The 23101-nt window shown below is 56.2% G+C and carries 23 protein-coding genes and 1 riboswitch; of the genes, 12 read left to right on the plus strand and 11 right to left on the minus strand.

Annotated elements, in window-relative coordinates; genetic code table 11:
- Positions 1-35 precede the first annotated feature (35 nt).
- Positions 36-2306 (minus strand): DNA topoisomerase IV subunit A, encoded by a 2271-nt coding sequence (gene parC / locus AC6I8V_RS17225; RefSeq protein WP_497843437.1) that lies wholly within the window; start codon positions 2304-2306, stop codon positions 36-38.
- A 411-nt stretch (positions 2307-2717) separates the two neighbouring features.
- Here parC and AC6I8V_RS17230 point away from each other — a divergent pair, with 411 nt between their 5' ends.
- The 6 genes from AC6I8V_RS17230 to AC6I8V_RS17255 all read left to right on the plus strand — a co-directional run bounded on the left by AC6I8V_RS17230 (position 2718) and on the right by AC6I8V_RS17255 (position 8174).
- Positions 2718-4277, plus strand: a complete 1560-nt coding sequence (locus AC6I8V_RS17230; protein WP_497843438.1) for a BglG family transcription antiterminator — start codon at positions 2718-2720, stop codon at positions 4275-4277.
- 18 nt (positions 4278-4295) lie between these two features.
- The gene (locus AC6I8V_RS17235; protein ID WP_497843439.1) at positions 4296-4766 is read left to right on the plus strand and encodes a PTS sugar transporter subunit IIA; all 471 of its coding nucleotides are present in this window, start codon (positions 4296-4298) and stop codon (positions 4764-4766) included.
- Positions 4767-4788: 22 nt separating this feature from the next.
- Entirely contained in the window at positions 4789-5103 is a 315-nt protein-coding gene (locus AC6I8V_RS17240) for a PTS fructose transporter subunit IIB (protein WP_497843440.1), read from the plus strand.
- 11 nt (positions 5104-5114) lie between these two features.
- Positions 5115-6206, plus strand: coding sequence for a PTS fructose transporter subunit IIC (locus AC6I8V_RS17245; protein ID WP_497843441.1), 1092 nt, complete (start codon positions 5115-5117; stop codon positions 6204-6206).
- A gap of 9 nt (positions 6207-6215) precedes the next feature.
- Positions 6216-7067, plus strand: coding sequence for a class II fructose-bisphosphate aldolase (locus AC6I8V_RS17250; RefSeq protein ID WP_497843442.1), 852 nt, complete (start codon positions 6216-6218; stop codon positions 7065-7067).
- A gap of 243 nt (positions 7068-7310) precedes the next feature.
- Positions 7311-8174 (plus strand): ketose-bisphosphate aldolase, encoded by an 864-nt coding sequence (locus AC6I8V_RS17255; RefSeq protein WP_497843443.1) that lies wholly within the window; start codon positions 7311-7313, stop codon positions 8172-8174.
- 64 nt (positions 8175-8238) lie between these two features.
- Here the strand turns inward: AC6I8V_RS17255 and AC6I8V_RS17260 are convergent, their stop codons facing one another.
- Complete coding sequence (locus AC6I8V_RS17260) at positions 8239-9006, minus strand: transporter substrate-binding domain-containing protein (RefSeq protein ID WP_497843444.1); 768 nt, start codon at positions 9004-9006, stop codon at positions 8239-8241.
- A 153-nt stretch (positions 9007-9159) separates the two neighbouring features.
- Between AC6I8V_RS17260 and AC6I8V_RS17265 the strand changes: the two genes are divergently transcribed.
- Both AC6I8V_RS17265 and AC6I8V_RS17270 read left to right on the plus strand, forming a co-directional pair.
- Entirely contained in the window at positions 9160-9741 is a 582-nt protein-coding gene (locus AC6I8V_RS17265; RefSeq protein WP_497843445.1) for an NAD(P)H-dependent oxidoreductase, read from the plus strand.
- Positions 9742-9772: 31 nt separating this feature from the next.
- A complete protein-coding gene (locus AC6I8V_RS17270; RefSeq protein WP_497843446.1) occupies positions 9773-10084 on the plus strand; it encodes a putative quinol monooxygenase in 312 nt (103 codons plus the stop codon).
- A gap of 30 nt (positions 10085-10114) precedes the next feature.
- Here AC6I8V_RS17270 and AC6I8V_RS17275 read toward each other — a convergent pair whose 3' ends face one another.
- From AC6I8V_RS17275 to nudF, 6 genes are read right to left on the minus strand one after another with little or no spacing between them, the layout of a single operon-like run.
- Positions 10115-11014, minus strand: coding sequence for a LysR substrate-binding domain-containing protein (locus tag AC6I8V_RS17275; RefSeq protein ID WP_497843447.1), 900 nt, complete (start codon positions 11012-11014; stop codon positions 10115-10117).
- 44 nt (positions 11015-11058) lie between these two features.
- Complete coding sequence (gene parE, locus AC6I8V_RS17280) at positions 11059-12954, minus strand: DNA topoisomerase IV subunit B (RefSeq protein WP_497843448.1); 1896 nt, start codon at positions 12952-12954, stop codon at positions 11059-11061.
- Between the two features lie 47 nt (positions 12955-13001).
- Positions 13002-13583 (minus strand): esterase YqiA, encoded by a 582-nt coding sequence (gene yqiA, locus AC6I8V_RS17285; protein ID WP_497843449.1) that lies wholly within the window; start codon positions 13581-13583, stop codon positions 13002-13004.
- 3 nt (positions 13584-13586) lie between these two features.
- Positions 13587-14414, minus strand: a complete 828-nt coding sequence (gene cpdA, locus AC6I8V_RS17290; RefSeq protein WP_497843450.1) for a 3',5'-cyclic-AMP phosphodiesterase — start codon at positions 14412-14414, stop codon at positions 13587-13589.
- Between the two features lie 43 nt (positions 14415-14457).
- Positions 14458-14883 carry a DUF1249 family protein gene (locus tag AC6I8V_RS17295; RefSeq protein ID WP_497843451.1) on the minus strand — a complete coding sequence of 142 codons (426 nt, stop codon included), beginning with the start codon at positions 14881-14883 and terminating at the stop codon, positions 14458-14460.
- Positions 14880-15515, minus strand: coding sequence for an ADP-ribose diphosphatase (gene nudF, locus AC6I8V_RS17300; protein WP_497843452.1), 636 nt, complete (start codon positions 15513-15515; stop codon positions 14880-14882). Before nudF ends, AC6I8V_RS17295 begins: the two co-directional genes overlap by 4 nt.
- Before the next feature lie 214 nt (positions 15516-15729).
- Between nudF and tolC the strand changes: the two genes are divergently transcribed.
- From tolC to AC6I8V_RS17315, 3 genes are all read left to right on the plus strand, one after another.
- Positions 15730-17202: an outer membrane channel protein TolC gene (gene tolC, locus AC6I8V_RS17305; RefSeq protein ID WP_497843453.1), complete on the plus strand. Its 1473-nt coding sequence runs from the start codon at positions 15730-15732 to the stop codon at positions 17200-17202.
- A 154-nt stretch (positions 17203-17356) separates the two neighbouring features.
- Positions 17357-18016 (plus strand): DUF1190 family protein, encoded by a 660-nt coding sequence (locus AC6I8V_RS17310; protein WP_497843454.1) that lies wholly within the window; start codon positions 17357-17359, stop codon positions 18014-18016.
- 8 nt (positions 18017-18024) lie between these two features.
- On the plus strand, positions 18025-19188 hold the full coding sequence (locus tag AC6I8V_RS17315; protein ID WP_497843455.1) for a glutathionylspermidine synthase family protein: 1164 nt from the start codon (positions 18025-18027) through the stop codon (positions 19186-19188).
- Between the two features lie 46 nt (positions 19189-19234).
- Here AC6I8V_RS17315 and ygiD read toward each other — a convergent pair whose 3' ends face one another.
- Both ygiD and ribB read right to left on the minus strand, forming a co-directional pair.
- Complete coding sequence (gene ygiD, locus AC6I8V_RS17320) at positions 19235-20020, minus strand: 4,5-DOPA-extradiol-dioxygenase (RefSeq protein ID WP_497843456.1); 786 nt, start codon at positions 20018-20020, stop codon at positions 19235-19237.
- 210 nt (positions 20021-20230) lie between these two features.
- On the minus strand, positions 20231-20887 hold the full coding sequence (gene ribB / locus AC6I8V_RS17325) for a 3,4-dihydroxy-2-butanone-4-phosphate synthase (RefSeq protein ID WP_497843457.1): 657 nt from the start codon (positions 20885-20887) through the stop codon (positions 20231-20233).
- A gap of 107 nt (positions 20888-20994) precedes the next feature.
- Positions 20995-21144, minus strand: a riboswitch (FMN riboswitch).
- A gap of 170 nt (positions 21145-21314) precedes the next feature.
- Between ribB and ubiK the strand changes: the two genes are divergently transcribed.
- Positions 21315-21599: a ubiquinone biosynthesis accessory factor UbiK gene (gene ubiK / locus AC6I8V_RS17330; RefSeq protein WP_497843458.1), complete on the plus strand. Its 285-nt coding sequence runs from the start codon at positions 21315-21317 to the stop codon at positions 21597-21599.
- A gap of 48 nt (positions 21600-21647) precedes the next feature.
- On the opposite strand, the gene hldE is transcribed toward ubiK, so the two are convergent.
- Positions 21648-23072: a bifunctional D-glycero-beta-D-manno-heptose-7-phosphate kinase/D-glycero-beta-D-manno-heptose 1-phosphate adenylyltransferase HldE gene (hldE, locus tag AC6I8V_RS17335; RefSeq protein ID WP_497843459.1), complete on the minus strand. Its 1425-nt coding sequence runs from the start codon at positions 23070-23072 to the stop codon at positions 21648-21650.
- Between the last annotated feature and the right edge of the window lie 29 nt (positions 23073-23101).

Here is a 23101-nt window from a genome sequence, read left to right on the forward strand (position 1 = left end):
GTGGCATACCCTTGCCTGCTTTGTTATTTGCAGGGTTACTCTTCACTCTCACCGCTTTTACGCGTTGGGGCATCCAGCTCAACACGGTCAATACGTTGCAGGCCACGCGGCAGCAGGGTGCCACGACGACCACGATCGGCGCGGAACTTCTGCAACTCTTCGCTGCGCAGCACCAGCTTACGCTTGCCGACATGCAGCGTAATGGCGCTGCCCGGCGGCAGAATCAGCAGCCATACCAGCTTGTCGCTGCCCGCCGCCGCTTCCGCTGACGGAATCGAGATGATCTTATTGCCCTTGCCTTTCGACATTTGCGGCAGCTCGCCCACCGGGAACATCAGCATACGTCCGGCCTGGGTAATCGCCAGCAGCATGTCATCTTCGTGATTCACCGCCATCGGCGTCATCACTCTGGCGTTCTCCGGCAGCGTCAACAGCGCCTTACCGGAACGGTTGCGCGACACCAAATCGGCAAAGGTACAGATAAAGCCATAACCGGCATCAGACGCCATCAGCAGTCGCTGCTCGTCCGGCTCCATCAGCACCTGCTCCATCACCGCACCCGGCGGTGGCGTCAGTTTGCCAGTCAGCGGCTCGCCCTGGCCGCGCGCCGACGGCAGCGAGGTGGGATCGAGGGTATAGCTGCGACCGGTGGAATCGATAAACGCCACCGGCTGATTGCTCTTACCGCGTGCGGCGGCCAGATAGTTGTCGCCCGCTTTGTAGCTGAGACCCGATGGATCGATATCGTGACCTTTGGCGCTGCGCACCCAGCCCATCTGCGACAGCACGATGGTGACCGGCTCAGCGCTGATCAGCTCGTTTTCGCTCAGCGCTTTGGCTTCTTCGCGCTCGCGCAGCGGCGAACGGCGATCGTCGCCGTAGGTCTGGCTATCAGCCTGCAGTTCTTTCTTCAGCAGATTGTTCATCTTGCGTTCTGAGGCAAGGATCGCCTGAATCTGATCGCGTTCTTTTTCCAGATCGCTCTGCTCACCGCGGATTTTCATCTCTTCCAGTTTGGCGAGGTGACGCAGTTTCAGTTCCAGAATCGCTTCGGCCTGGGTTTCGCTAATCTCAAAACGCGACATCAGCACCGGCTTCGGTTCGTCCTCGGTACGGATGATGTGGATCACTTCATCGATATTGAGGAACGCGACCAGCAAACCTTCCAGGATATGCAGGCGACGCAGCACGCGCTCTAAACGATAGTTCAAACGACGCGTAACGGTATCGCGACGGAACACCAGCCATTCCGAGAGGATTTCCAGCAGGTTTTTCACCGCCGGACGGTTATCCAGCCCGATCATGTTGAGGTTAACGCGATAGCTTTTTTCCAGGTCGGTGGTGGCAAACAGGTGGTTCATCACCTGATCCAGATCGACACGGTTGGAGCGCGGCACGATCACCAGACGGGTCGGGTTTTCGTGATCGGACTCGTCACGCAGATCCTCCACCATCGGCAGCTTTTTATTGCGCATCTGCGCCGCAATCTGCTCCAGCACGCGCGCACCCGATACCTGATGCGGCAGAGCGGTGATCACCACTTCGCCATCTTCTTTTTTCCATACCGCACGCTGGCGGATGGAACCACGACCGTTCTGGTAAATCTTACGGATTTCATCGCGCGGGGTGATGATTTCGGCTTCGGTCGGGAAATCCGGCCCGTGCACGATATCCAGCAGCTCATCCAGCGTGGTGTTCGGTTTCTCAATCAGGGTGATGGCCGCCTGCGCCACTTCACGCAGGTTGTGCGGCGGAATATCGGTGGCCATCCCCACGGCGATACCGGTGGTGCCGTTCAGCAGGATGTTCGGCAGACGCGCCGGTAACATTTTCGGTTCCTGCATGGTGCCGTCAAAGTTCGGGGTGTAATCCACCGTCCCCTGCCCCAGCTCGCCCAGCAGAATTTCGGCATATTTCGACAGGCGCGATTCGGTATAACGCATCGCCGCAAAGGATTTCGGATCATCCGGCGCACCCCAGTTGCCCTGCCCGTCCACCAGCGGATAACGGTAGGAGAACGGCTGCGCCATCAATACCATCGCTTCATAGCAGGCGCTGTCGCCGTGCGGATGGTATTTACCCAGCACGTCACCTACGGTACGCGCTGATTTCTTAAATTTGGCGCTGGCGTTAAGACCCAGCTCGGACATCGCATACACGATACGGCGCTGCACCGGCTTGAGGCCATCGCCGATATACGGCAGCGCGCGGTCCATGATCACGTACATCGAATAGTTCAGGTACGCGTTTTCAGTAAATTTGTGCAGGGCAAGACGCTCTGCACCATCCTGCGTCAATTCGCTCATTAAGCTTGCATCCTCACTTCGTGCCCACGGCGGCGGGACATCCGGCGGTCGTTTGGCGAGGATAGTACCTTATTCGCGTGGCTTAGTCACAGGGGAAGCCATCACCGACTTCAGGAATATTCACGCGCAAATTAACGCGAAGAGCGCTGAAAAAATAAAATAGAATGAGATCAGGATCACAATGAATATTCCCGATATTTTGTGAGCATGATCTCAATTAATTTTCAGATAAACCCTTTCGTATTAATCCTGTCCAGCACAAAGGACAACATTTAGTATTGTTGCTTTCTGTTTCCTTTCCTAAATTCATACCCCATAAGACAGCTATTTTTTGCGCTCCTGATTTCTGGCATTTAAAAAATAAAAAACAACGTGGCTGGACACTGTTTTGCCAAAATAAAGGGTGACCGAATGCAAATACTAACTTCACGACAACACCGATTAGTGAAATTGCTGCTGCAACAGGCGGCACCGCAGCCGCTAAAGCAGCTGGCGCAGCAACTCGGCGTGTCGGAAAAAACCATCTACCGCGATCTGCAATGGCTGGAAACCTGGCTGAGCAACTGGGCGATGGCGCTGGAGAAAACCCCAGGACGCGGCGTGCGCCTGCGTGTTGATGATATGCAGCAGCGCCTGCAACTGGAGCAGCAGCTGAACGGCGATGACAACAGCGATGCACTGAGCCACAACAGCCGCCGGGTAAAAATTGCCTCCCAGCTGCTGAGCGACGCGCCGCGTGAAACCTCGATCAGCAAATTGTCGGAACGTTACTTTATCAGCCATGCCTCGATCGTGAATGACCTGAAGGTGATTGAAGAGTGGCTGCAACCGCTGGGATTAACGCTGGCGCGCGGGCCGGGCGGCACCCACATTGAAGGCAATGAACAGGCGCTGCGTCAGGCGATGGTGTCGCTGATTAATGATGTGATGCAGCAGAATGTGGCGGGCACGCCGCTGTTGCCGCGGCTGGACCCCGGCAGCCAGCAGGCGCTGGTGCACTATTTCGGCGACGAGGATGTGGCCTTTGTGCAGGCGCTGTTGCAGCAGATGGAGCAGCAGCTGAGCTATCCGCTGGGGGATGCCTGGTATCTCAATCTGTGCACCCATATTTTAATCATGATGCACCGCATGGCGCAGGGCAACGTGCTGGCATTGCAGACCACGCTGACGGCGCAGGACCTGGATAAACGCATTCTGACTATCGCCCAGCAAATGGTCAGCCAGATTGAAACGCGCATGGGCTGTGCATTACCGGCGGATGAAGTGGGCTTTATTTATCAATATATCGTCTCGTCCGGGATTGTGGTGGAAGAACGCGGCGATCATGCGCCGCTACATAATCAATTTTCCACTGCTGAATCAGTAAAAATAACCTGTGAATTAATCGATCAATTTTCGCTAATTATTCAACAGGACTTATCTCAGGACCGTTTATTATTTGATGGCTTGCTGGTGCATATTAAGCCGTTATTAAATCGTCTTAAATATCACATCCATATTCGTAATCCGCTGCTGGAGGATATTCAGCAGGAAATGAAAGAAATATTTTCCCTCACGCAACAGGCGATGCAGTTCACCGCGCGTGCTTACGATCTTTCGCCAGTGGCGGATGACGAAATTGGCTATCTCTGCGTCCATTTTCAGGCCGCGCTGGAGCGACAAATTGCCCACAAACGCATTCTGGTGGTGTGCTCCAGTGGCGTCGGCACCTCGCACCTGTTGAAAAGCCGGATTCTGCGCGCTTTCCCGGACTGGGAAATCGCCGGTGTGGTATCGGCCAGCAATCACGCGGCGTTTTGCCAGCGCGAAGTGGTGGATTTGGTGATTACCACCATTCACCTCGATGCCGGTGCCATTCCCAGCGTGTATGTCAGTGCATTTTTTAACGATGACGATATCCGGCGGGTTACCGACGCCATGATTGGCAGCCAGCTGCCGCACCGGGCGAACTGCGCCCTGGCTGAACATTAATTGAATGAGGTCTGACTGATGGATATTTCCCGCATTCTGACGCCGCGTCGCGTCAATCTGGCGCTGACCGCCACCAGCAAAGAAGAAGTGATCCAGCAACTCACCGATCTGCTGTATCAGGACGGCGCCATCAGCGATCGCGAAGCCTTTATTGAAGATGTCTGGCTGCGTGAAGCGGAAGGCTCCACCGGCTTTGAAAACCATATCGCCATTCCGCACGGTAAATCGTCGGCCGTGCGGCAAACCACTTTAGCCATTGGCCGAACCCAACAGGATATTCCCTGGGAGACGCTTGATGGCAGCCAGGTGCGCTGCATCATCCTGTTCGCGGTACGGCTGGAGGATCAGAACACCACCCATATTCGCCTGTTGTCGCAGGTGGCCAGCGCGCTGGCCGATGATGAGGTGATAGCCCAACTGCTGGCGGAGAACGACCCCGGCAATATCATCCGGCTGTTTAGTCAGTACGCCGAAACCGACCTCTGTTAACCCTACTCTTCCGAGGTGACACATGAACATCGTCTGTGTAGCGGCCTGCACGGCAGGCATCGCGCATACCTATATTGCGCGCGAAAAACTGATTAAGGGCGCCCATGCGCTGGGCCACACCATCCATGTGGAAACCCAGGGCACCATCGGCACCGAAACCGCGCTGACGCGTGAGGATATCGAGGCAGCCGATGTGGTGATCCTCGCTGTTGACGTGAAGATCAACGGTGAGGAGCGCTTCCACGATAAACGCATCGTGCGGGTGAAAACCGAAGTGGTGATCAAGTCACCGGTGAAATTCCTCGAAAAAGTGGCGGATTCACTGGCGCGTGCCTGAGGAGATCCATCATGAGTGATCATAAACGTCAGTACGGCGAGGAGATCAAAGGCCATCTGCTCACCGGCATTTCCTGGATGATCCCGCTGATCGTCGCGGCCGGCATCTGTATCGCACTCGGCCAGGTGCTGGGCGGCCCGGACGTCGGTAAACACACCGGCACCATCGCCTGGATGCTGAATCAGATCGGCGGCTGGGGCATGGGGTTGATCGTGCCGCTGATCAGCGCGGCGATCGCTTACTCGATTGCCGATCGTCCTGGCTTCGCGCCCGGTTTGATCGTCGGCTTTATTTGCGGCCAGATCGGCACCGGCTTTATCGGCGGCATTCTCGGCGGTTTCCTCGTCGGTTATACCGTGCTGCTGCTGCGTCGCGCCATCAAGCTACCGCAGTCGATGCAGGGGCTGATGCCGATCATGGTGCTACCGCTGCTCAGCACCATCATCGCCGGGCTGCTGATGATGACCTTTATCGGCCAGCCCATCGTCTGGCTGCAAAAGACGCTGATTCATCTGCTGGAGTCGATGCAGGGCGGTTCGAAATTTGTTATGGGCGCGATTCTCGGTGCGATGGCGACCTTCGACTTCGGCGGCCCCATCAATAAAACCATGTCGCTGTTCGCTGACGGCATGTTGGTTGATGGCATCTACGGCCCGGAAGCGGTGAAGTTTGTCGGCTCGATGATCCCCCCGTTCGGCATCACCCTGTCGTTCCTGCTGACGCGCCATAAGTACACCAAAGCAGAGAAAGAGGCGCTGAAAGCCGCCTTCCCGATGGGCATCTGCATGATTACCGAAGGGGTGATCCCGATTGCTGCGCGCGACCTGCTGCGCGTGGTCGCCAGCTGTGTGGTGGCGTCGGCGATTGCTGGCGGGCTGATTATGGTGTGGGGCGTGGAAGCACCGGTGCCGCATGGCGGCATGTTCGTGGTGCCGTTGTTCACCAAACCCTGGCTGTTCTGTCTGGCGCTGGGCATCGGCACCGCAGTGTGCGGCGTGATGCTGTCGCTGATGAAGAAAACCGTCACCCAGGCGGATGAAGAGTTCGACGACGTGGAGGCCCCCGGCGTCCGCGATGAAGAGATCAAATTCACCCTGGAATAAGGAGCCACTATGTTTGCCTCGATGACCCGCCTGATTCAGGCCGCTGCGCAACAGCAGTATGCGGTGCTGGCAATTAACTGCTTCAACCTTGAAACCGCGCGGGCCGCGATTCAGGCCGCCGAACAACAGCGCGCGCCGCTGATCCTGAATGTTTATCAGGGTCACAGCGGGCATTTCTCTCCGGAGATTGCGGTGCCGCTGGTGCGCGCACTGGCGGAAAACGCCACGGTGCCGATTGCGCTGGCGCTGGATCACGGCAAAGCCTTCCCGCTGATTGGTCAGGCATTTCGCGCCGGTTTTACCGGCCTGATGATCGATGCCTCGTCCGAGCCGCTGGCGGAGAACATTCGCCAGACCGCACAGGTGGTGAAGATGGCGCACACCGCCGGGGTTTGCGTCGAGGGCGAGCTGGGACATATCGCCGACGCGCCCACCTACGCACTGGCGGATGCCGCCGTGAAGATGACGCAGGTGGCGGATGTGCTGCCGTTTGTCGAACAAACCCGCATCGATTTGCTGGCGGTGTCGGTGGGAACCGCGCATGGGCTTTATCCGGCGGGCGTGCAGCCGAAGATTGATTTTCAGCGTTTGCAGGCGCTGCACGCGGTGTCGCCGCTGCCGCTGGCGTTGCATGGCGGCTCGGGCACGCCCGCCGAAGACCTGCGGCGCGTCAGCCAGTATGGCGTCGCCAAGATTAACGTCGGCGCGGCAGTGTTTGAGGCCGGTAAGAACGCCTTGCAGCAGGCATTGAAACAGCATCCACATGCCGAGCTGGCGGATCTGCTCGGGCTGATGGAATCTGCCTGCCGCGAAGTGGTGGCCGAGTATCTGAGCTGGTCGGGATCGGCGAATCGGGTTTGATCCGCGCGGCCTGCGGCACGGGCGGCATTAGTCCCGCGCGGTCTTCGGCACGGTCGGCATTAGTCCCGTGCGGCCTTCGGCACGGTCGGCATAAATGCCGACCCTACACCTGTAGGGTGCGCATTTATGCGCACCGTATCAATGGCCGCATCTGGCCAAACATTACGTAACTCCCTGGTTGACTCAATCACCCGGACGACCTTCGGTCGCCCTGACTAAACATCACCGTAAGGAAAATCTAACATGTTGATTTCAATGAAAGAGATATTGGCACCCACCCGTGAAAACCGTTATGCGATTGGCGCATTTAACGTGGCGGATAGCTGTTTTATTCGCGCGGTGGTGGAAGAAGCCGAGGCCACCCAAACGCCAGCGATCATCTCCATCCACCCCAGCGAACTGGAGTTCGTCACCGATGAATTCTTTGGTTATGTGCGGGAACGCACGCTGAAAAGCAAAGTCCCGTTTACCCTGCATCTCGACCACGGCGCGTCCATTGCGCAGGTGCTGCGCGCTATCCAGTGCGGCTTCACCTCGGTGATGATTGATGGCTCCCTGCTGCCCTATGAAGAGAACGTGGCGCTGACGCAGGAGGTGGTGAAACTGGCCCATGCGGTGGGCGTGTCGGTGGAGGGCGAGCTGGGCACCATCGGTGATACCGGCACCACGGTGGAAGGCGGCGTCAGCAAGGTGATCTACACCGAACCGGCGCAGGCTGAGGACTTTGTGCAGCGTACCGGCGTCGATACCCTGGCAGTGGCCATTGGCACCGCGCACGGCATCTACCCGAAGAATATGAAGCCAGAGCTACAGATGCATATCCTCAGGGATATCTCGCAGCGCCTGACCATTCCGCTGGTGCTGCATGGCGGCTCCGCCAACCCGGATGCAGAGATTGCTGAAGCAGTGACGCTCGGCGTCGGCAAAATCAATATCTCCAGCGACATGAAATTCGCCTACTTCCAGAAAGTGCGTGAGATTCTGGCGCGTGAAACCTGGTGGGACCCGAATGTCATCTACCCGGATGCCATCGCTGCCGCTAAAGAGGTGATTCGCTACAAAATGAACCTGTTTGGCGGGCTGGGCAAAGCCAGTTTGTATCGTTAATTGCACAATGCCGTTAAGCGTAGCGGCGCGATAAATTGCGCCGCTACGACTCCTGGCAGTGTGGTTATTTCATCACGCCCAGCCACTGCCCGGCGATACGCGCATAGTCGCCGGTGGCGGTGCTGAGATGCAGCCACTGATCGACATACATCTTCCAGCTCATATCATCACGCGGGATCATATAGGCCTTCTCCCCGTACTGCATCGGCTTATCCGGGTTGAGCGCGCACAGCTGCGGGTAGTGCTGCTGCTGGAACAGGGCTTCGGACGCATCCGTAATCATCACATCGGCTTTGTTATCCACCAGTTGCTGGAAAATGGTGACGTTATCGTGGAACAGGATCAGTGAAGCATCGGGCAGATGGCTGTGCACAAAGGCTTCATTGGTGCCGCCCGCCGGTTCAATGACCCGCACCTGCTTCTGGTTAATCTGCGCCACGGTTTGATATTTGTCTTTGTCGGCGCAGCGCACCAGCGGGATTTTGCCATCCACACCCAGCGGCTCGGCGAACCAGGCGATCTGCTGACGTTTCAGCGTCACCGACACGCCACCCAGCGCGATATCACAATGCTTCGCCACAAAATCATCGCTCAGGGTTTTCCAGGTGGTGGGTACCCACTGCACTTTGGCACCCAGGCTCTCCGCCAGCGCTTGCGCCATGCTGATATCCAACCCTTCATACTGCCCGTCGCTGCGCAGGTAGCTATAGGGTTTGTAATCACCGGTGGTGCAGACGTTGAGAGTTTTGCTTTCACGTACCTGATCGAGGTGGGATTGCGCCTGTGCGACGCCGCTGACCAGAAGTAACGCACTGAATAATATTGTTTTCATTTTTCTTCTCTGTATGGTGTTTGCGCCCGGATTGTTTCACACGCTGAGCCATTGTTGCGTTAAAAGCAAAAGTCTTGTGATCTATCACGCATTTTTCTCACTCCGTCGCGCGCGTAGAGTGAGCATAAATTTTTTATACGGAGCGCATGCAGCATGAGCAAAATTTTGATAATCGACGGTGGCAAAACCTTCGCCCATTCCAAAGGTGAGCTGAACCATACGCTAACCGAAGTCGCGGTCAGCCAGTTGCGCGATTTGGGTCATGATGTCAGCGTCACTGTCGCCGACAGCGACTATGTAGTTGCCGATGAAGTGCAAAAATATCTCGACAGCGACGTGGTGATTTATCAGATGCCCGGCTGGTGGATGGGTGAACCCTGGACGGTGAAGAAGTATATCGATGAAGTATTCACCGAAGGTCACGGCGCGCTCTATGCCAGCGACGGCCGCACCCGTTCAGACGCCGGCAAAAAATACGGTTCCGGCGGCCTGATTCAGGGCAAGAAATATATGCTGTCGCTGACCTGGAATGCGCCGCTGGAAGCCTTTACCGACCCTGAGCAGTTCTTTGAAGGCGTTGGTGTCGATGGGCTGTATCTGCATTTCCACAAAGCCAATCAGTTCCTCGGTATGGAAGGGTTGCCGACCTTTATTTGTAACGATGTGATTAAACAACCGGACGTACCGCGCGATATTGAACGTTATCGGACTCATCTCAGCCAGATCTTTGCTTAACTGAAAGCACAACGGTGAAAGAGGACATCCCATGCTGACTGTAGTTGCTGAAATTTGTATTAAACCAGGACGCCGTGCCGCGGTGCTGGAGGCGATTAATAAACTGATCCCTACGGTGCTGGAGGAGGAGGGTTGCCATCAATACGACGCGCTGGTTGATCATCAGGCGCAGGTGCCGTGGAAACACAATTCACCGGATTCGATCTTTATGCTGGAGCAGTGGGATTCGCTGCGTCATCTGGAGCAGCATCAGCAGATGCCGCATATGGATGCGCACCGCGCCACCATTAAAGATGACGTGGTGGATGTCAAAATTCTGGTGCTGGAAGCGACAGCGCGCTGAGTTTTTGTAAGGTCGCGATTTATCGCGACCTTAAAACATGCCCTTCTCTTCGATCTTTTCCCGCAAAAAATCCAGAAAACAGCTAATACGCGAGGCCAGCGATTGATTGCGGTAATACACGGCATGAATCGGCAGGCGTATTTCACGCGTCTCCGCTTCCAGCACCTGCACCAGCCGCCCGCTGGCACGATCCTCGCGGCTGACGAAATCCGACAGGCGCACAATGCCCTGACCCGCCAGCGCCAGCTGACGCAGCGTTTCGCCGCTTGAGGCGGACAGCGTTGGTTTGACGCGCATAAACTCCCCTTCCTCCTGCCATACCGGCCAGATGTTATGCGCTTCCAGCTGGGTAAAGCCCAGCAGCTGGTGATCCTGCAAACTGGCGACGCTGGTCGGCGTTCCCTGTTTCGCCAGATAAGCGGGACTCGCCAGCAGGCGGATGGCGCTGCTGCCCAGCACCCTGGCGCGCAGCGAGGAGTCGCGCAGTTCGCCAACGCGGATGGCGATGTCGGTTTGCTGCTCCAGCAGGTCAATCAGGATATCGTCGGTATTCAGTTCCAGCTGGATTTGCGGGAAGCGCTGACGAAACTCGTCCACCAGCGGCACGATGACATGCAGCATAAAAGGGGTGGCGGCGTTGACGCGTAAGCGTCCGGCAGGAATATCGCGGCGCTGGGCGATCTGCTCCTCGGCCAGCTCCACCGAGGCAAGGATTTGCCGGGCGTGTTCGAGGAAAATCTGTCCCTCTTCGGTCAGCGCCAGTCGGCGGGTGGTGCGGTGCAGCAGCGTGGTGGCGAGTTTGCTTTCAAGGCGGCTAAGTGCCCGACTGATGCCGGAACTGGTTTGATCCAGCTGCTCGGCAGCGCTGGTGATCGAACCGGTATCCACCACCGTCACCCAGGCGCGTAACTCTTCCAGCGTGATTTTCACTCTTTCTTTCCCGATAAAAAAGGGCGCCGCAGCGCCCTGATTTCTTAAACTTCGATGTCGGCTAGATCGCCTTTTTCCTGCAACCAGTTGCGGCGGTCTTCAGAGCGTTTCTTCGCCAGCAACATATCCATGACGCGCAGCGTTTGCTCCACATCGTCATCGCTGACGGTAAGCTGCACCAGGCGACGGGTGTTGGGATCGAGCGTGGTTTCGCGCAGCTGGAGCGGGTTCATCTCACCCAGCCCTTTAAAGCGCTGCACGTTCGGCTTGCCTTTCTTACGCTTCAGCTGCTCCAGCACGCCCTCTTTCTCGTCTTCATCCAGCGCGTAATACACTTCTTTGCCAAGATCGATACGATAGAGCGGTGGCATCGCCACATAAACGTGGCCATTTTTCACCAGCGAGCGGAAGTGCTTCACAAACAGCGCGCACAGCAGGGTGGCGATGTGCAGACCATCGGAGTCCGCATCCGCAAGGATACACACCTTGCCATAGCGTAGCTGGCTGAGATCTTCGCTGTCGGGATCGATACCGATCGCTACCGAGATATCGTGCACTTCCTGTGAGGCCAGCACTTCATCGGACGATACTTCCCAGGTATTCAGGATCTTACCTTTTAGCGGCATGATCGCCTGAAATTCACGATCGCGCGCCTGTTTGGCCGATCCGCCTGCGGAGTCACCCTCCACCAGGAACAGTTCGGTTTTATTCAGATCCTGCGCGGTGCAGTCCGCCAGTTTACCCGGCAGCGCCGGTCCGCTGGTGAGCTTTTTACGCACCACTTTTTTCGCCGCACGCATACGGCGCTGGGCGCTGGAGATCGCCAGTTCCGCCAGTTGCTCTGCGGCCTGTACGTTCTGGTTCAGCCACAGGCTGAAGGCATCTTTCACCACCGCCGACACAAAGGCTGCGCACTGACGTGATGACAGGCGCTCTTTGGTCTGGCCGGCAAATTGCGGATCCTGCATTTTCACCGACAGCACATAGGCGCAGCGATCCCAGATATCTTCCGCCGAGAGTTTTACCCCACGCGGCAGGATATTGCGGAATTCGCAGAATTCGCGCATCGCGTCCAGCAGCCCCTGACGTAAGCCGTTAACGTGCGTGCCGCCCTGCATGGTCGGGATCAGGTTGACGTAACTTTCCGTCAGCAGCTCGCCGCCTTCCGGCAGCCACAGCAGCGCCCAGTCAACCGCTTCCACATCACCGGCAAAGCTGCCAACAAAGGGTTTTTCCGGCAGCGTCGGCAGGCCATTGATCGCTTCGCACAGATAGTCGGTCAGACCATCTTCGTAGCACCAGCGCTGCTCGGTGTTGTTCAGTTGATCTTTGAAGACGATTTCCACACCCGGGCAGAGTACCGCTTTGGCTTTCAGCAGGTGCGACAGGCGGGAAACCGAGAAACGCGGGCTGTCGAAGAAACTTTCGTCCGGCCAGAAATGCACACGGGTGCCGGTGTTGCGTTTCGCTACCGTACCGGTGACCTTAAGATCCTGCACCTTCTCGCCGTTCTCAAAGGCGATGTCATAGACTTCGCCATTGCGACGTACCGTGACTTCGACGCGCTTCGACAGGGCGTTAACCACCGATATCCCCACGCCATGCAGGCCGCCGGAGAACTGGTAGTTTTTATTGGAGAATTTACCGCCCGCATGGAGACGGCAAAGGATCAGCTCAACCGCCGGCACACCCTCTTCCGGGTGGATATCTACCGGCATACCACGGCCGTCATCAATGACTTCCAGTGACTGGTCGGCGTGCAGAATCACCTCAACCCGTTTGGCGTGACCGGCCAGCGCTTCATCGACGCTGTTATCGATCACTTCCTGGCCCAGATGGTTAGGCCGCGTGGTGTCGGTGTACATGCCGGGACGACGACGTACAGGTTCAAGGCCGGTCAGGACCTCAATGGCATCGGCATTATAGCTTGATTGGCTCATCGTAACTGTCTGATTAGCAATATGAAAATTGGCACACTTCGCAGTCGTCAGGGGTGGTTCAGCCCAAGAAAATCAACAATCTGCGTGAAATGGCGTTCGAATCCGATGTAAGCATGGTTGCCGCCCTCTTCAACCGTTTGACGGCATGCGCTGTAATAATCCAGCGCCTGACGGTAGTCGAGCACTTCATCGCCAGTCTGTTGCAGCAGCCAGATTAGATCGGGTGCTTCAAGAGGGTCAATCTGCATTACTTTCAGATCGTAAATGTGGCGTGACTCTAACACATATTGCTGACCGGTGTAGGGATTCCGGTTCTCTCCGAGATAATCCACCAGCAGTTCAAAGGGCCGTACGGCAGGATTTACCACCACCGCGGGCAGCATAAAACATTGCGACAGCCAGGTGGCAAAATAACCCCCGAGTGACGAACCGACGAAACCCAGTGGTTCCCCCGCACGCTGCAACACCAGTTCTTCGAGCAACATGGCGGCTTCCGCAGGAAAGGCGGGCAGCTGCGGCACAATCACCTCAACGGCGGGATGATGTTGTTGCAGCCACTGCTGAAGCTGCGTGGCTTTGGCCGATTGCGGCGAGCTGTTAAATCCGTGCAGATAAATCAGCGCCGCCATCGTTTAATAACCCTCGGAATCAAGATCAGGTCGGAACGCGTCGCTTTGCAGACGGTTCACTTCAGTTTGCAGCTCGCCGTCCGGTTTCAGGGTAAACCAACGCCAGCCCGGTGCCACGGTATCAATGGTGAAGCTGGTGCAGTGCGGTTTGAACTGCACGCAGGTGGAGGGCGTCGCCAGTACGCGGCGGCCATGCCAGTCGAGATCCAGTTCCTGATGAATATGACCACACACCAGGTTGCGCGCGCGTGGGAAGTTTTGCAGCACCGCTTCCAGCTGGTGCGGATTACGCAGGCTGTGTTGATCCAGCCAGGTGCAGCCTGAGGCCAGCGGATGATGGTGCAGCAGCACCAGCGTGTGACGCTCCGGGAACTTTGCCAGGGTTTTTTCCAGCCATTCCAGCTGATACTCGCTCAGCATCCCGTGCGGAACGCCAAATACCTGGCTGTCGAGCAGCACCAATTGCCAGTGCTCACCCAGCAGCGCATGTTTATCCGCCGCAATGCCGGCATCGGCCAGGGTATTGACCATCGCAGGCTGAAAATCGTGATTACCCGGCAGCCAGACGCAGGGTTTAGGCAAGCGCCCAATGCCTTCAACGAAATGCTGATAAGCTTCGACCGAATGGTCCTGAGCAAGGTCGCCCGTGGCGATAATCAGGTCGTAGTCGCGCTGCTGCGCTGAGATGGCGTCCAGCACCGCATCAAAGCTCGACCAGGTATTCACCCCAAGCAGCGATTGATGTTTTCCTGCAAAAAGATGGGTATCCGTGATTTGTAAAATCCTGATATCGGCCCCACTCGCCGCAGGAAGAGTTAGCAGGCTATCCAAAGCGTTTCCTTAATCTCCACGCCGTTGCGCGCATTATACGCTATCAGCAGACCGGCAGTGCCACAGCACCGTGCGCCAGGCAGTAGCGTAACCAATCCGCAAGGAACTGGTTTATCTGATGTTTTTCATCGCGCTGATGCAGTTTTTTATTAGGATAATCATAGCGCGCTTTAAAACGATAGATCTGCTGAGTGGAACACACTTCAGCGACCATCGCATCATGGTAGAGCCGTACCGACATCGACGGCAGGCTCCAGTAACTCACCGCGGGCGCTACCTGACGGACTTCCACCAGCGTAGTGTAACGCGTTGATTCCTCGATGGTCAGCTGATAACTGGCGCCATTCACCTGATAAGTCACCGAAGCCCCTGCTTCGTCGCTTCGCGGCAGCAGGCGGCGCAACTGGGCGAAATTGGTTTCGCACAGACGCATCATTTCGGGAAAGTCAGGGGTATAGCGCTGTTTCATATTGGCTTCCACTCTTCTCGTAGTTTCTCATGGTGCAACGCCAGCCATTGCAGGGCGATGACAGATGCTGCGTTATCAATAATCCCCTCTTCCACCCAGCGATAAGCCTGTTCGCGGCTCACCACATGGACAAGAATATCCTCATTCTCTTCCTCCAGCCCGTGATTTCCCTCTGCCTGGCTGGCATCCACTTCGCCCACCATCACCGACAAACGTTCTGACGTTCCGCCGGGGCTGGCTAAGTAATTCACTATCGGTTGCACGCGACCAACCTTGAGACCCGCCTCTTCCACCGCTTCACGGCGCGCCACCTGCTCTGGCGTTTCACCGGGTTCAATGATCCCCGCCACCATTTCCAGCAGCCAGGGCGTTGGGCTGGAATCAAACGCAGGAATGCGGATCTGTTCGATCAGCACCACTTCATCACGCAGGGGATCATAGGGTAGCAGTACGGCAGCATGGCCGCGCTCAAAAACTTCGCGTTGCACTTCACGGCTCATTTCGCCATTAAAACGACGATGGCGGAAACGATAGCTGACAATAGAAAAAAAACCGTCATAACGTGTTTCGCGTGCAATAATTTCTACATCGTTTTTTGTGAAAGTCACAGGGGATTTTTTTTCATCCGCCATCTTGTGGCTCCTTATGCAGGTTGGGATGGAGCGAAGAAAAGCCAACCCTTCTGCTCCGTCTGAGTGGTTCTTTCTGAATTATTTACGTAAATTAGGGGAAGAAGGCACGTTCAGCCAACTTATCAGTCGCGCCGTCTCTGCTAGAATCGGCGATTATTTTTTTGGCTTACCTGCAGCGCTACCAGTGCAATTTGCTGCAACAAAAGGAATGCAAATGAAAAAACTGCTCCCACTTTTTATTGGATTGAGCCTGGGCGGTTTCAGCCTTGCCAGCCAGGCAGAGAACCTGCTGCAGGTCTATCAACAGGCGCGCCTGAGTAACCCCACTCTGCGTTCTGCTGCAGCCGATCGCGATGCTGCTTTTGAGAAAATTAACGAAGCCCGCAGCCCGTTATTGCCGCAGTTAGGTCTGGGTGCAGATTATACTTATAACAACGGTTACCGCGACAACAGCGGTCTCCATTCCAACACGACCAGCGGATCACTGCAATTAACCCAAACGATTTTCGATATGTCGAAATGGCGTGCGCTGACGTTGCAGGAAAAAACCGCCGGTATTCAGGATGTCACCTATCAGGTCGCCCAACAGGATCTGATTCTGAATACAGCAACAGCCTACTTCAATGTATTGAATGCCATTGATACGCTGTCATACACCGAAGCACAGAAACAGTCGATCTACCGCGAACTGGATCAGACCACCCAGCGCTTTAACGTTGGCCTGGTTGCCATTACCGATGTGCAGAACGCCCGCGCCCAGTACGACAGCGTACTGGCGAGCGAAGTGACCGCGCGCAACAACCTCGACAACATGGTTGAAACGCTGCGTCAGATCACCGGGATGGATTATCTGTCGCTGGCGTCGCTGAATATCGATCGTTTCAAAACCACTCGCCCGGATGCCGTGACTACGCTGCTGAAAGAAGCGGAAAGCCGCAACCTGAGCCTGCTGTCTGCGCGTCTGAACCAGGATCTGGCGCGTGAGCAGATTCGTTCAGCGGAAACCGGCCATATGCCAACGCTGGATCTGACCGCTTCGACGGGTCTGTCGAACAGCAAATACGGCGGCAGCCGCGCTAACCAAAGCTCCAGCACCACAGATTCCATCACCGGTTCTAACCAGGTGGGCCTGAGCTTCTCCCTGCCGCTGTACAGCGGTGGTGCGGTAACTTCGCAGGTGAAACAGGCGCAATACAGCTTTGTCAGCGCCAGCGAGCAGCTGGAAAGCGCGCATCGCAGCGCGATTCAGACCGTGCGCTCCTCGTTCAACAACGTGAACGCGTCCATTAGTAGTATCGATGCCTACAAACAGGCTGTTGTGTCAGCGCAGAGTTCACTCGATGCGTCAGAAGCCGGTTATCAGGTGGGAACGCGTACCATTGTTGATGTGCTGGATGCGACCACGACCCTGTACAACGCCAAGCAGCAGCTGGCCAACGCGCGTTACAGCTACATGATCAACCAGCTCAATATCAAATATGCGCTGGGTACGTTGAATGAACAGGATCTGCAACTGCTGAACGGTCAGTTAGGTAAAGAGACCGCCACGTCGCCAGAAACAGTCGCACCGGAAAACACCCAGCAAGCCAGCCGTGTGGATAACGGTCCGAAAGTGACTTCAGCGTCAGCCGCCGCCAAAGCGCGTCCGGCAGCCGCCCACAGCAGCGGTAATCCTTTCAGTAACTAAGAAGTCGATTTGGGGCCGCTTGCGGCCCCTTTCTTATGCAAAGCTGTTTAGTGTATAGCTAAGTAAAGATCCCCTCGCCATCCGGCTTGTCGCTTCAATTTCCACCACTCATCCCCTATCCTATGCGTTACTTTTGGGCACAGGATGAAACTAAATGAAACGGACTAAAAACATTCGTCATGCCGCATTTCGTAAAAGCTGGCAGGCACGCCATTTGACGCCAGTGGCACTCGCGGTGACCGCGGTGTTTATGCTGGCGGGCTGCGAACAAAGCGATGAAACAGTGTCGCTTTATCAGAATGCGGATGACTGCGCGAAAGCCAATCCGAGCCAGAGCGCGCAATGTACCACCGCGTATAACAACGCGCTGAAAGAAGCGGAACGCACTGCACCAAAATACAAAACGCGGGAAGATTGCGTGGCGGAATTTGGTGAAAACCAATGCCAGCAAGCGCCAGCGCAGGCGGGCACCAATGCCGAGGCACAGCAGAGCGGCAGCTTCTGGATGCCGCTGATGGCCGGCTACATGATGGGCCGCATGATGGGCGGTGGCGCGGGCTTTGCGCAGCAGCCGCTGTTCTCGCCAAAAACTCCGAACAGCCCGGCTAACGGCCAGTTTGTTGATGCCTCCGGTAAGAACTATGGTTCGGCCACATCCGGGCGTACCATGAATGTGCCAAAAACCGCAATGGCACCGAAACCGGCCACCACCTCCACCATCACCCGTGGCGGCTTTGGTGAAACGGTGGCGAAGCAAAATACCATGCAGCGCAGCAGTGTCGGCAGCACCGGCAGCCGCTCGCTGGGAGGCTAAGCAGCACCATGCAACGTATTGCCATCACCGAACGCCCGGACTGGCGCGCAAAGGCCACCGAGTTTGGTTTTCAGTTTCATACCATGCACGGCGAACCCTACTGGAGTGAAGAGGCTTACTACCAGTTCACGCTGGCCCAGGTTGAGCAACTGGAAAACACCACCGCAGAGCTGCATCAGATGTGTTTGCAGGTGGTGGAGAAAGTCGTGAACAGCGAAGCGCTGCTCACCCGCTTCTGTATTCCAAAGCATACCTGGGATTTTGTGCGTGACTCCTGGCGGTCGCGCCAGCCATCACTCTATTCACGCCTCGACCTGGCCTGGGATGGCAAAGGGGATGCAAAGCTGCTGGAAAACAACGCCGACACGCCGACCTCACTGTATGAAGCGGCATTTTTCCAATGGATTTGGCTGGAAGATCAGCTTAATGCGGGCAACCTGCCCCAGGGCAGCGATCAGTTTAATAGCCTGCAGGAAAAACTGATTGAGCGTTTTGCCGCGCTGCATCAGCAGCAGGGCTTTAATCTGCTGCACTTCGCCTGCTGTCGTGATACCGAAGAGGATCGCGGCACCGTGCAATATTTGCAGGATTGCGCGACGGAAGCCGGGCTGCCCAGCGAATTTCTCTACATCGACGAAATCGGTCTGGGTGAAAAAGGTCAGTTTACCGATGTCCAGGATCAGGTGATCAGCAACCTGTTCAAGCTGTATCCGTGGGAATTTATGCTGCGGGAAGTGTTCTCCACCAAACTGGCCGATGCCGGGGTGCGCTGGCTGGAACCGGCATGGAAAAGCATCATCTCCAATAAAGCGCTGCTGCCGTTGCTGTGGGAGATGTTCCCGAATCACCCCAATCTGCTGCCTGCGTACTTTGCCGATGCGGCAAATGTGCCGCAGATGGACAAATACGTGGTGAAACCGCTGTTTTCGCGTGAAGGTGCCAATATCCGCATCATCGAAAACGGCGAGGAAATCGCACGCGTTGATGGGCCGTATGGCGAAGAAGGCATGATTGTTCAGCAGTTCTATCAACTGCCGAAATTCGGTGACAGCTATACCCTGATTGGCAGCTGGCTGATTGACGATCAACCCGCTGGTATCGGCATTCGCGAAGATCGCGCGCTGATCACTCAGGATCTGTCACGCTTCTATCCGCATACCTTTATAGAATAAAACCGTAGCGGCGCGGTTTATCGCGTCGCTACGGAATATGCCTTGTTTATCCCACCTGCACCGACAGCATACTGATAGCGCCCATCTCCATCCCTTCCACCGGAATAGAAATCGACTCATTTTCTGCTCGTGCGCCCAGTACATACAGCAACGGCAGATAATGATCCGGCGTTGGGTTGGATAGCTTCGCGCCTTCGTGTTGCAGATAATTCACCAGAGGATGTGCATCGACCTCACCCTGGAAATCGAGGTTATCCAGTACATATTGGTTAAAGCTCTCGGCCCAGGGATAGGCTTCTGTCGCGCCTTGCCAGCGCAGCATCCGCAGGTTGTGCACCACGTTGCCGCTGGCAACAATCATCACGCCGTTGTCACGCAGCGCCGCCAGCTTACGCCCCAGCTCAAAATGCCAGGCTGCGGGTTTGGTGCCATCGACGCTCAGCTGCACCACCGGGATATCCGCGTCAGGATACATTTTGACCAGTACGCCCCATGAACCGTGATCAAATCCCCACTCCTGATCGAGATGGACCATCACCGGTGTCAGCAGATCGGCCACTTCCTGCGCCAGCTCAGGTGAGCCTGGGGCCGGATAACGCACATCAAACAGCGCCTGCGGGAAGCCGCCAAAGTCGTGAATGGTGCGCGGATTATTCATTGCCGTCACCGCCGTACCACGCGTATACCAGTGCGCCGATACCGCCAGGATAGCGCGAGGGCGCGGCAAGGTCGCACCCAGCTGCTGCCAGGCCTGGGTATAGCGGTTATCTTCCAGTACGTTCATCGGGCTGCCGTGACCAAGAAACAGGGCGGGCATACGGGTATGGCTCATGATTAATCCTCTGGCAAAAGTGTCGCTTTAATAACCGCTAAGATACGCCGTTTCGCCGCAGGATTAACGCTGATAAGCATGATGATCTTCATCAGGGAATTTGAATGAGTTTTACGCGCTGTACCCTGATTAAATCCTGATTTTTTCCCTGAGTAACAGGCAAAAAAAAAGCCGGATAATTATCCGGCCTCACTCTTGTGCAGAATCTGTTTAGCTTGCCTGACGCGTTTCGCGCTGACGGCGATAAGCCACCAGGTCTTCGATCGTCACCACCGGCATATCATGCTGTTTAGCAAATACGATCGCTTCCGGCGCATGTGCCATGCTGCCGTCATCGTTGGTCAGTTCACACAGCACGCCCATAGGTTTGAAACCGGCCAGCGTCACCAGATCGATGGTGGCTTCAGTATGGCCACCGCGTGCCAGCACGCCGCCTTCACGGGCGCGCAACGGGAACACATGCCCCGGGCGACTCAGGTCACTTGGCTTGGCGTTATCAGCAATGGCAGTACGAATGGTGGTGATGCGGTCTTTGGCAGAAACGCCGGTGGTCACACCCTGCGCCGCTTCGATGGTCACGGTAAAACCGGTGCCGAAGGAGCTGGTGTTGTTCTCCACCATCATCGGCAGATCGAGCTGCTGACGGCGTTCTTCAGTCAGGCAGAGGCAGACAATGCCGCTACCGTGGCGAATGGTCAGCGCCATTTGCTCAACCGTCATGGTTTCGGCGGCAAAGATCATGTCGCCTTCGTTTTCACGATTTTCATCGTCCAGCACCATCACACCGCGGCCGTTGCGCAGTGCATCGAGGGCGCGTTCTACACGCTGTTCCGGCGTGCCAAATTCAGAAAGTAGCGTCTGATTCATGGTAAAAAACCTTGTTTAGAATATGAGTTACCAGAATCAGGGCGAGCTTAGGAGTGCGTTAAAAACACATGGCAATAGACGTGACTCGGGCGCAGCCCGGTTGATGTCGTTACCCTCTCCCATCCGGACTTTAACCGTCGGCCCCGGAATTACACCGGGTCTGCTGACCTTTCACTTTGCAGTGAAAGCGCTCGCGGGCTTTCAGACGAAGCTGATTTACCGCCGGTGGGGAATTTCGCCCCGCCCTGAGAATAAGCGAATTCACTATAACGCCAAACATCAGGTCGGGCAATCAACAAAAGAGCAAATGCTTTTGCAATTCCTGCGCTGCAGATTTCAGGTTTAACCTTTTCGTTTCTGGCATTACACTTAATGCTTATTAAGACCGAACACGCGCTGTCATCGGCCCCGTAACCAGGAAATAATCATGATCGACACGAAAAAAATTGAACAACTGGCTCGCCAGGTGCATGAAGCCATGCCGAAAGGTATTCGCGAATTTGGCGACGATGTCGAAAAGAAAATTCGTCAGGTTTTGCAGGCGCAGTTAACCCGCATGGATCTGGTTAATCGTGAAGAGTTTGATGTGCAGACGCAGGTACTGCTGCGCACCCGTGAGAAACTGGCCGCGCTGGAACAACGTCTGGCCCAGCTGGAAAGCCGTAGCGCGCCCGTCGTCGCCGACGTGGTTAAGACTGAAGAAAGCAAATAATGAATGCATGAAAAACGGGAGCCTGAGGCTCCCGTTTTGTGGTGCAGCTTAGTGGCTGCGAATGGTTTTGATGATATTGGTGGTTGAAATACCATCCTCAAAGTTGAGCACCCGCACGTCGCCGCCGTTGGCCCACACTTCTTTACTCCCGGCGATATCTTCCGGTTTGTAGTCACCGCCTTTCACCAGCAGGTCCGGCAGCACGTCGGCGATCAGACGTTGTGGCGTATCTTCTTCAAATGACACCACCCAATCCACCGCTTCCAGCGCACCCAGTACGATCATGCGGTTTTCCAGGGGGTTGACCGGACGCGTCTCACCTTTCAGGCGTTTGGTTGAGGCATCGCTATTCACCGCCACAATCAGACGATCGCCCAGCTTGCGCGCATTGGCGAGGTAGGAGACATGGCCCGCGTGCAGAATGTCGAACACGCCGTTGGTCATCACCACTTTCTCACCGCGCTGGCGCGCCATGGCAACCGCCGCTTTCAGCTGCTCCTCGTCCATCACGCCAAAACCGCTATCCGGGCGGGCGTGAATGGCATTTTCCAGCTCAACCGGGCTAACCGTTGAGGTACCCAGTTTGCCGACCACCACACCTGCCGCAGCATTGGCGAGGAAGCAGGCTTCTTCAAGGCTGTCACCCGCTGCCAGCACGGCTGCCAGCACGCCGATGACCGTGTCACCGGCACCGGTCACGTCATACACTTCCTGCGCCTGGGTCGGCAGATGCAGCGGCTCTTTACCCGGTTGCAGCAGCGTCATCCCGTTCTCTGAACGGGTCACCAGCAGCGCAGAGAGATCGTAATCCGCCACCAGCTGCATACCGCGGCTGACAATCTCTTCTTCGTTTTTGCATTTACCGACCACCGCTTCAAACTCAGACAGGTTCGGTGTCAGCAGAGTGGCGCCGCGGTAGCGGGCAAAATCGGTGCCTTTCGGGTCGATCAGCACCGGCACGTTGGCTTCACGCGCCAGCTGAATCATGGTCTGCACGCTGTTCAGCGCACCTTTGGCATAGTCAGACAGCACCAGAGCACCGGCCTGCGCCAGCGACTGACGCAGACGCTGATGAATCGGCTCCGGGTCAACCTGTTCAAAGCCTTCTTCAAAATCAAGACGGATCAGCTGCTGATTGCGCGACAGTACGCGCAGTTTGGTAATGGTCGGGTGGCTTTTCACCGCCACAAAATCGCAGTCCACTTTCACCTGCTGCAAGGTGCTGCTCAGCACGCGCGCCGCATCATCTTCGCCGGTCAGACCAATCAGGCGAGAGGCCGCACCCAGTGCTGCAATGTTCATCGCGACGTTAGCCGCGCCGCCTGGACGCTCCTCCACGGTATCCACTTTCACCACCGGCACCGGTGCTTCAGGAGAGATACGGCTGGTAGGGCCATACCAGTAGCGGTCCAACATCACGTCACCGACAACCAGCACAGCGGCCTGGTTAAATGCGGGCAGTGTAACTTTCATTCCAGAGACTCCAGACTGCGATAAAAATA

Source organism: Pantoea sp. X-Soil-TKNS-1207, assembly GCF_059730485.1.

Bases quoted from the DNA above. Each gene is read 5' to 3' on its own strand.
- yqiA (WP_497843449.1), bottom strand. From the start codon at position 13,583: ATGGCGGCGCTGATTTATCTGCACGGATTTAACAGCTCGCCGCAATCG.
- AC6I8V_RS17265 (WP_497843445.1), top strand. From the start codon at position 9,160: ATGAGCAAAATTTTGATAATCGACGGTGGCAAAACCTTCGCCCATTCC.
- ygiD (WP_497843456.1), bottom strand. From the start codon at position 20,020: ATGAGCCATACCCGTATGCCCGCCCTGTTTCTTGGTCACGGCAGCCCG.
- AC6I8V_RS17310 (WP_497843454.1), top strand. From the start codon at position 17,357: ATGAAACGGACTAAAAACATTCGTCATGCCGCATTTCGTAAAAGCTGG.
- AC6I8V_RS17235 (WP_497843439.1), top strand. From the start codon at position 4,296: ATGGATATTTCCCGCATTCTGACGCCGCGTCGCGTCAATCTGGCGCTG.
- AC6I8V_RS17250 (WP_497843442.1), top strand. From the start codon at position 6,216: ATGTTTGCCTCGATGACCCGCCTGATTCAGGCCGCTGCGCAACAGCAG.
- tolC (WP_497843453.1), top strand. From the start codon at position 15,730: ATGAAAAAACTGCTCCCACTTTTTATTGGATTGAGCCTGGGCGGTTTC.
- AC6I8V_RS17260 (WP_497843444.1), bottom strand. From the start codon at position 9,006: ATGAAAACAATATTATTCAGTGCGTTACTTCTGGTCAGCGGCGTCGCA.
- nudF (WP_497843452.1), bottom strand. From the start codon at position 15,515: ATGGCGGATGAAAAAAAATCCCCTGTGACTTTCACAAAAAACGATGTA.
- ribB (WP_497843457.1), bottom strand. From the start codon at position 20,887: ATGAATCAGACGCTACTTTCTGAATTTGGCACGCCGGAACAGCGTGTA.
- hldE (WP_497843459.1), bottom strand. From the start codon at position 23,072: ATGAAAGTTACACTGCCCGCATTTAACCAGGCCGCTGTGCTGGTTGTC.
- AC6I8V_RS17315 (WP_497843455.1), top strand. From the start codon at position 18,025: ATGCAACGTATTGCCATCACCGAACGCCCGGACTGGCGCGCAAAGGCC.
- AC6I8V_RS17270 (WP_497843446.1), top strand. From the start codon at position 9,773: ATGCTGACTGTAGTTGCTGAAATTTGTATTAAACCAGGACGCCGTGCC.
- AC6I8V_RS17245 (WP_497843441.1), top strand. From the start codon at position 5,115: ATGAGTGATCATAAACGTCAGTACGGCGAGGAGATCAAAGGCCATCTG.
- AC6I8V_RS17240 (WP_497843440.1), top strand. From the start codon at position 4,789: ATGAACATCGTCTGTGTAGCGGCCTGCACGGCAGGCATCGCGCATACC.
- ubiK (WP_497843458.1), top strand. From the start codon at position 21,315: ATGATCGACACGAAAAAAATTGAACAACTGGCTCGCCAGGTGCATGAA.
- AC6I8V_RS17230 (WP_497843438.1), top strand. From the start codon at position 2,718: ATGCAAATACTAACTTCACGACAACACCGATTAGTGAAATTGCTGCTG.
- AC6I8V_RS17295 (WP_497843451.1), bottom strand. From the start codon at position 14,883: ATGAAACAGCGCTATACCCCTGACTTTCCCGAAATGATGCGTCTGTGC.
- parC (WP_497843437.1), bottom strand. From the start codon at position 2,306: ATGAGCGAATTGACGCAGGATGGTGCAGAGCGTCTTGCCCTGCACAAA.
- parE (WP_497843448.1), bottom strand. From the start codon at position 12,954: ATGAGCCAATCAAGCTATAATGCCGATGCCATTGAGGTCCTGACCGGC.
- AC6I8V_RS17255 (WP_497843443.1), top strand. From the start codon at position 7,311: ATGTTGATTTCAATGAAAGAGATATTGGCACCCACCCGTGAAAACCGT.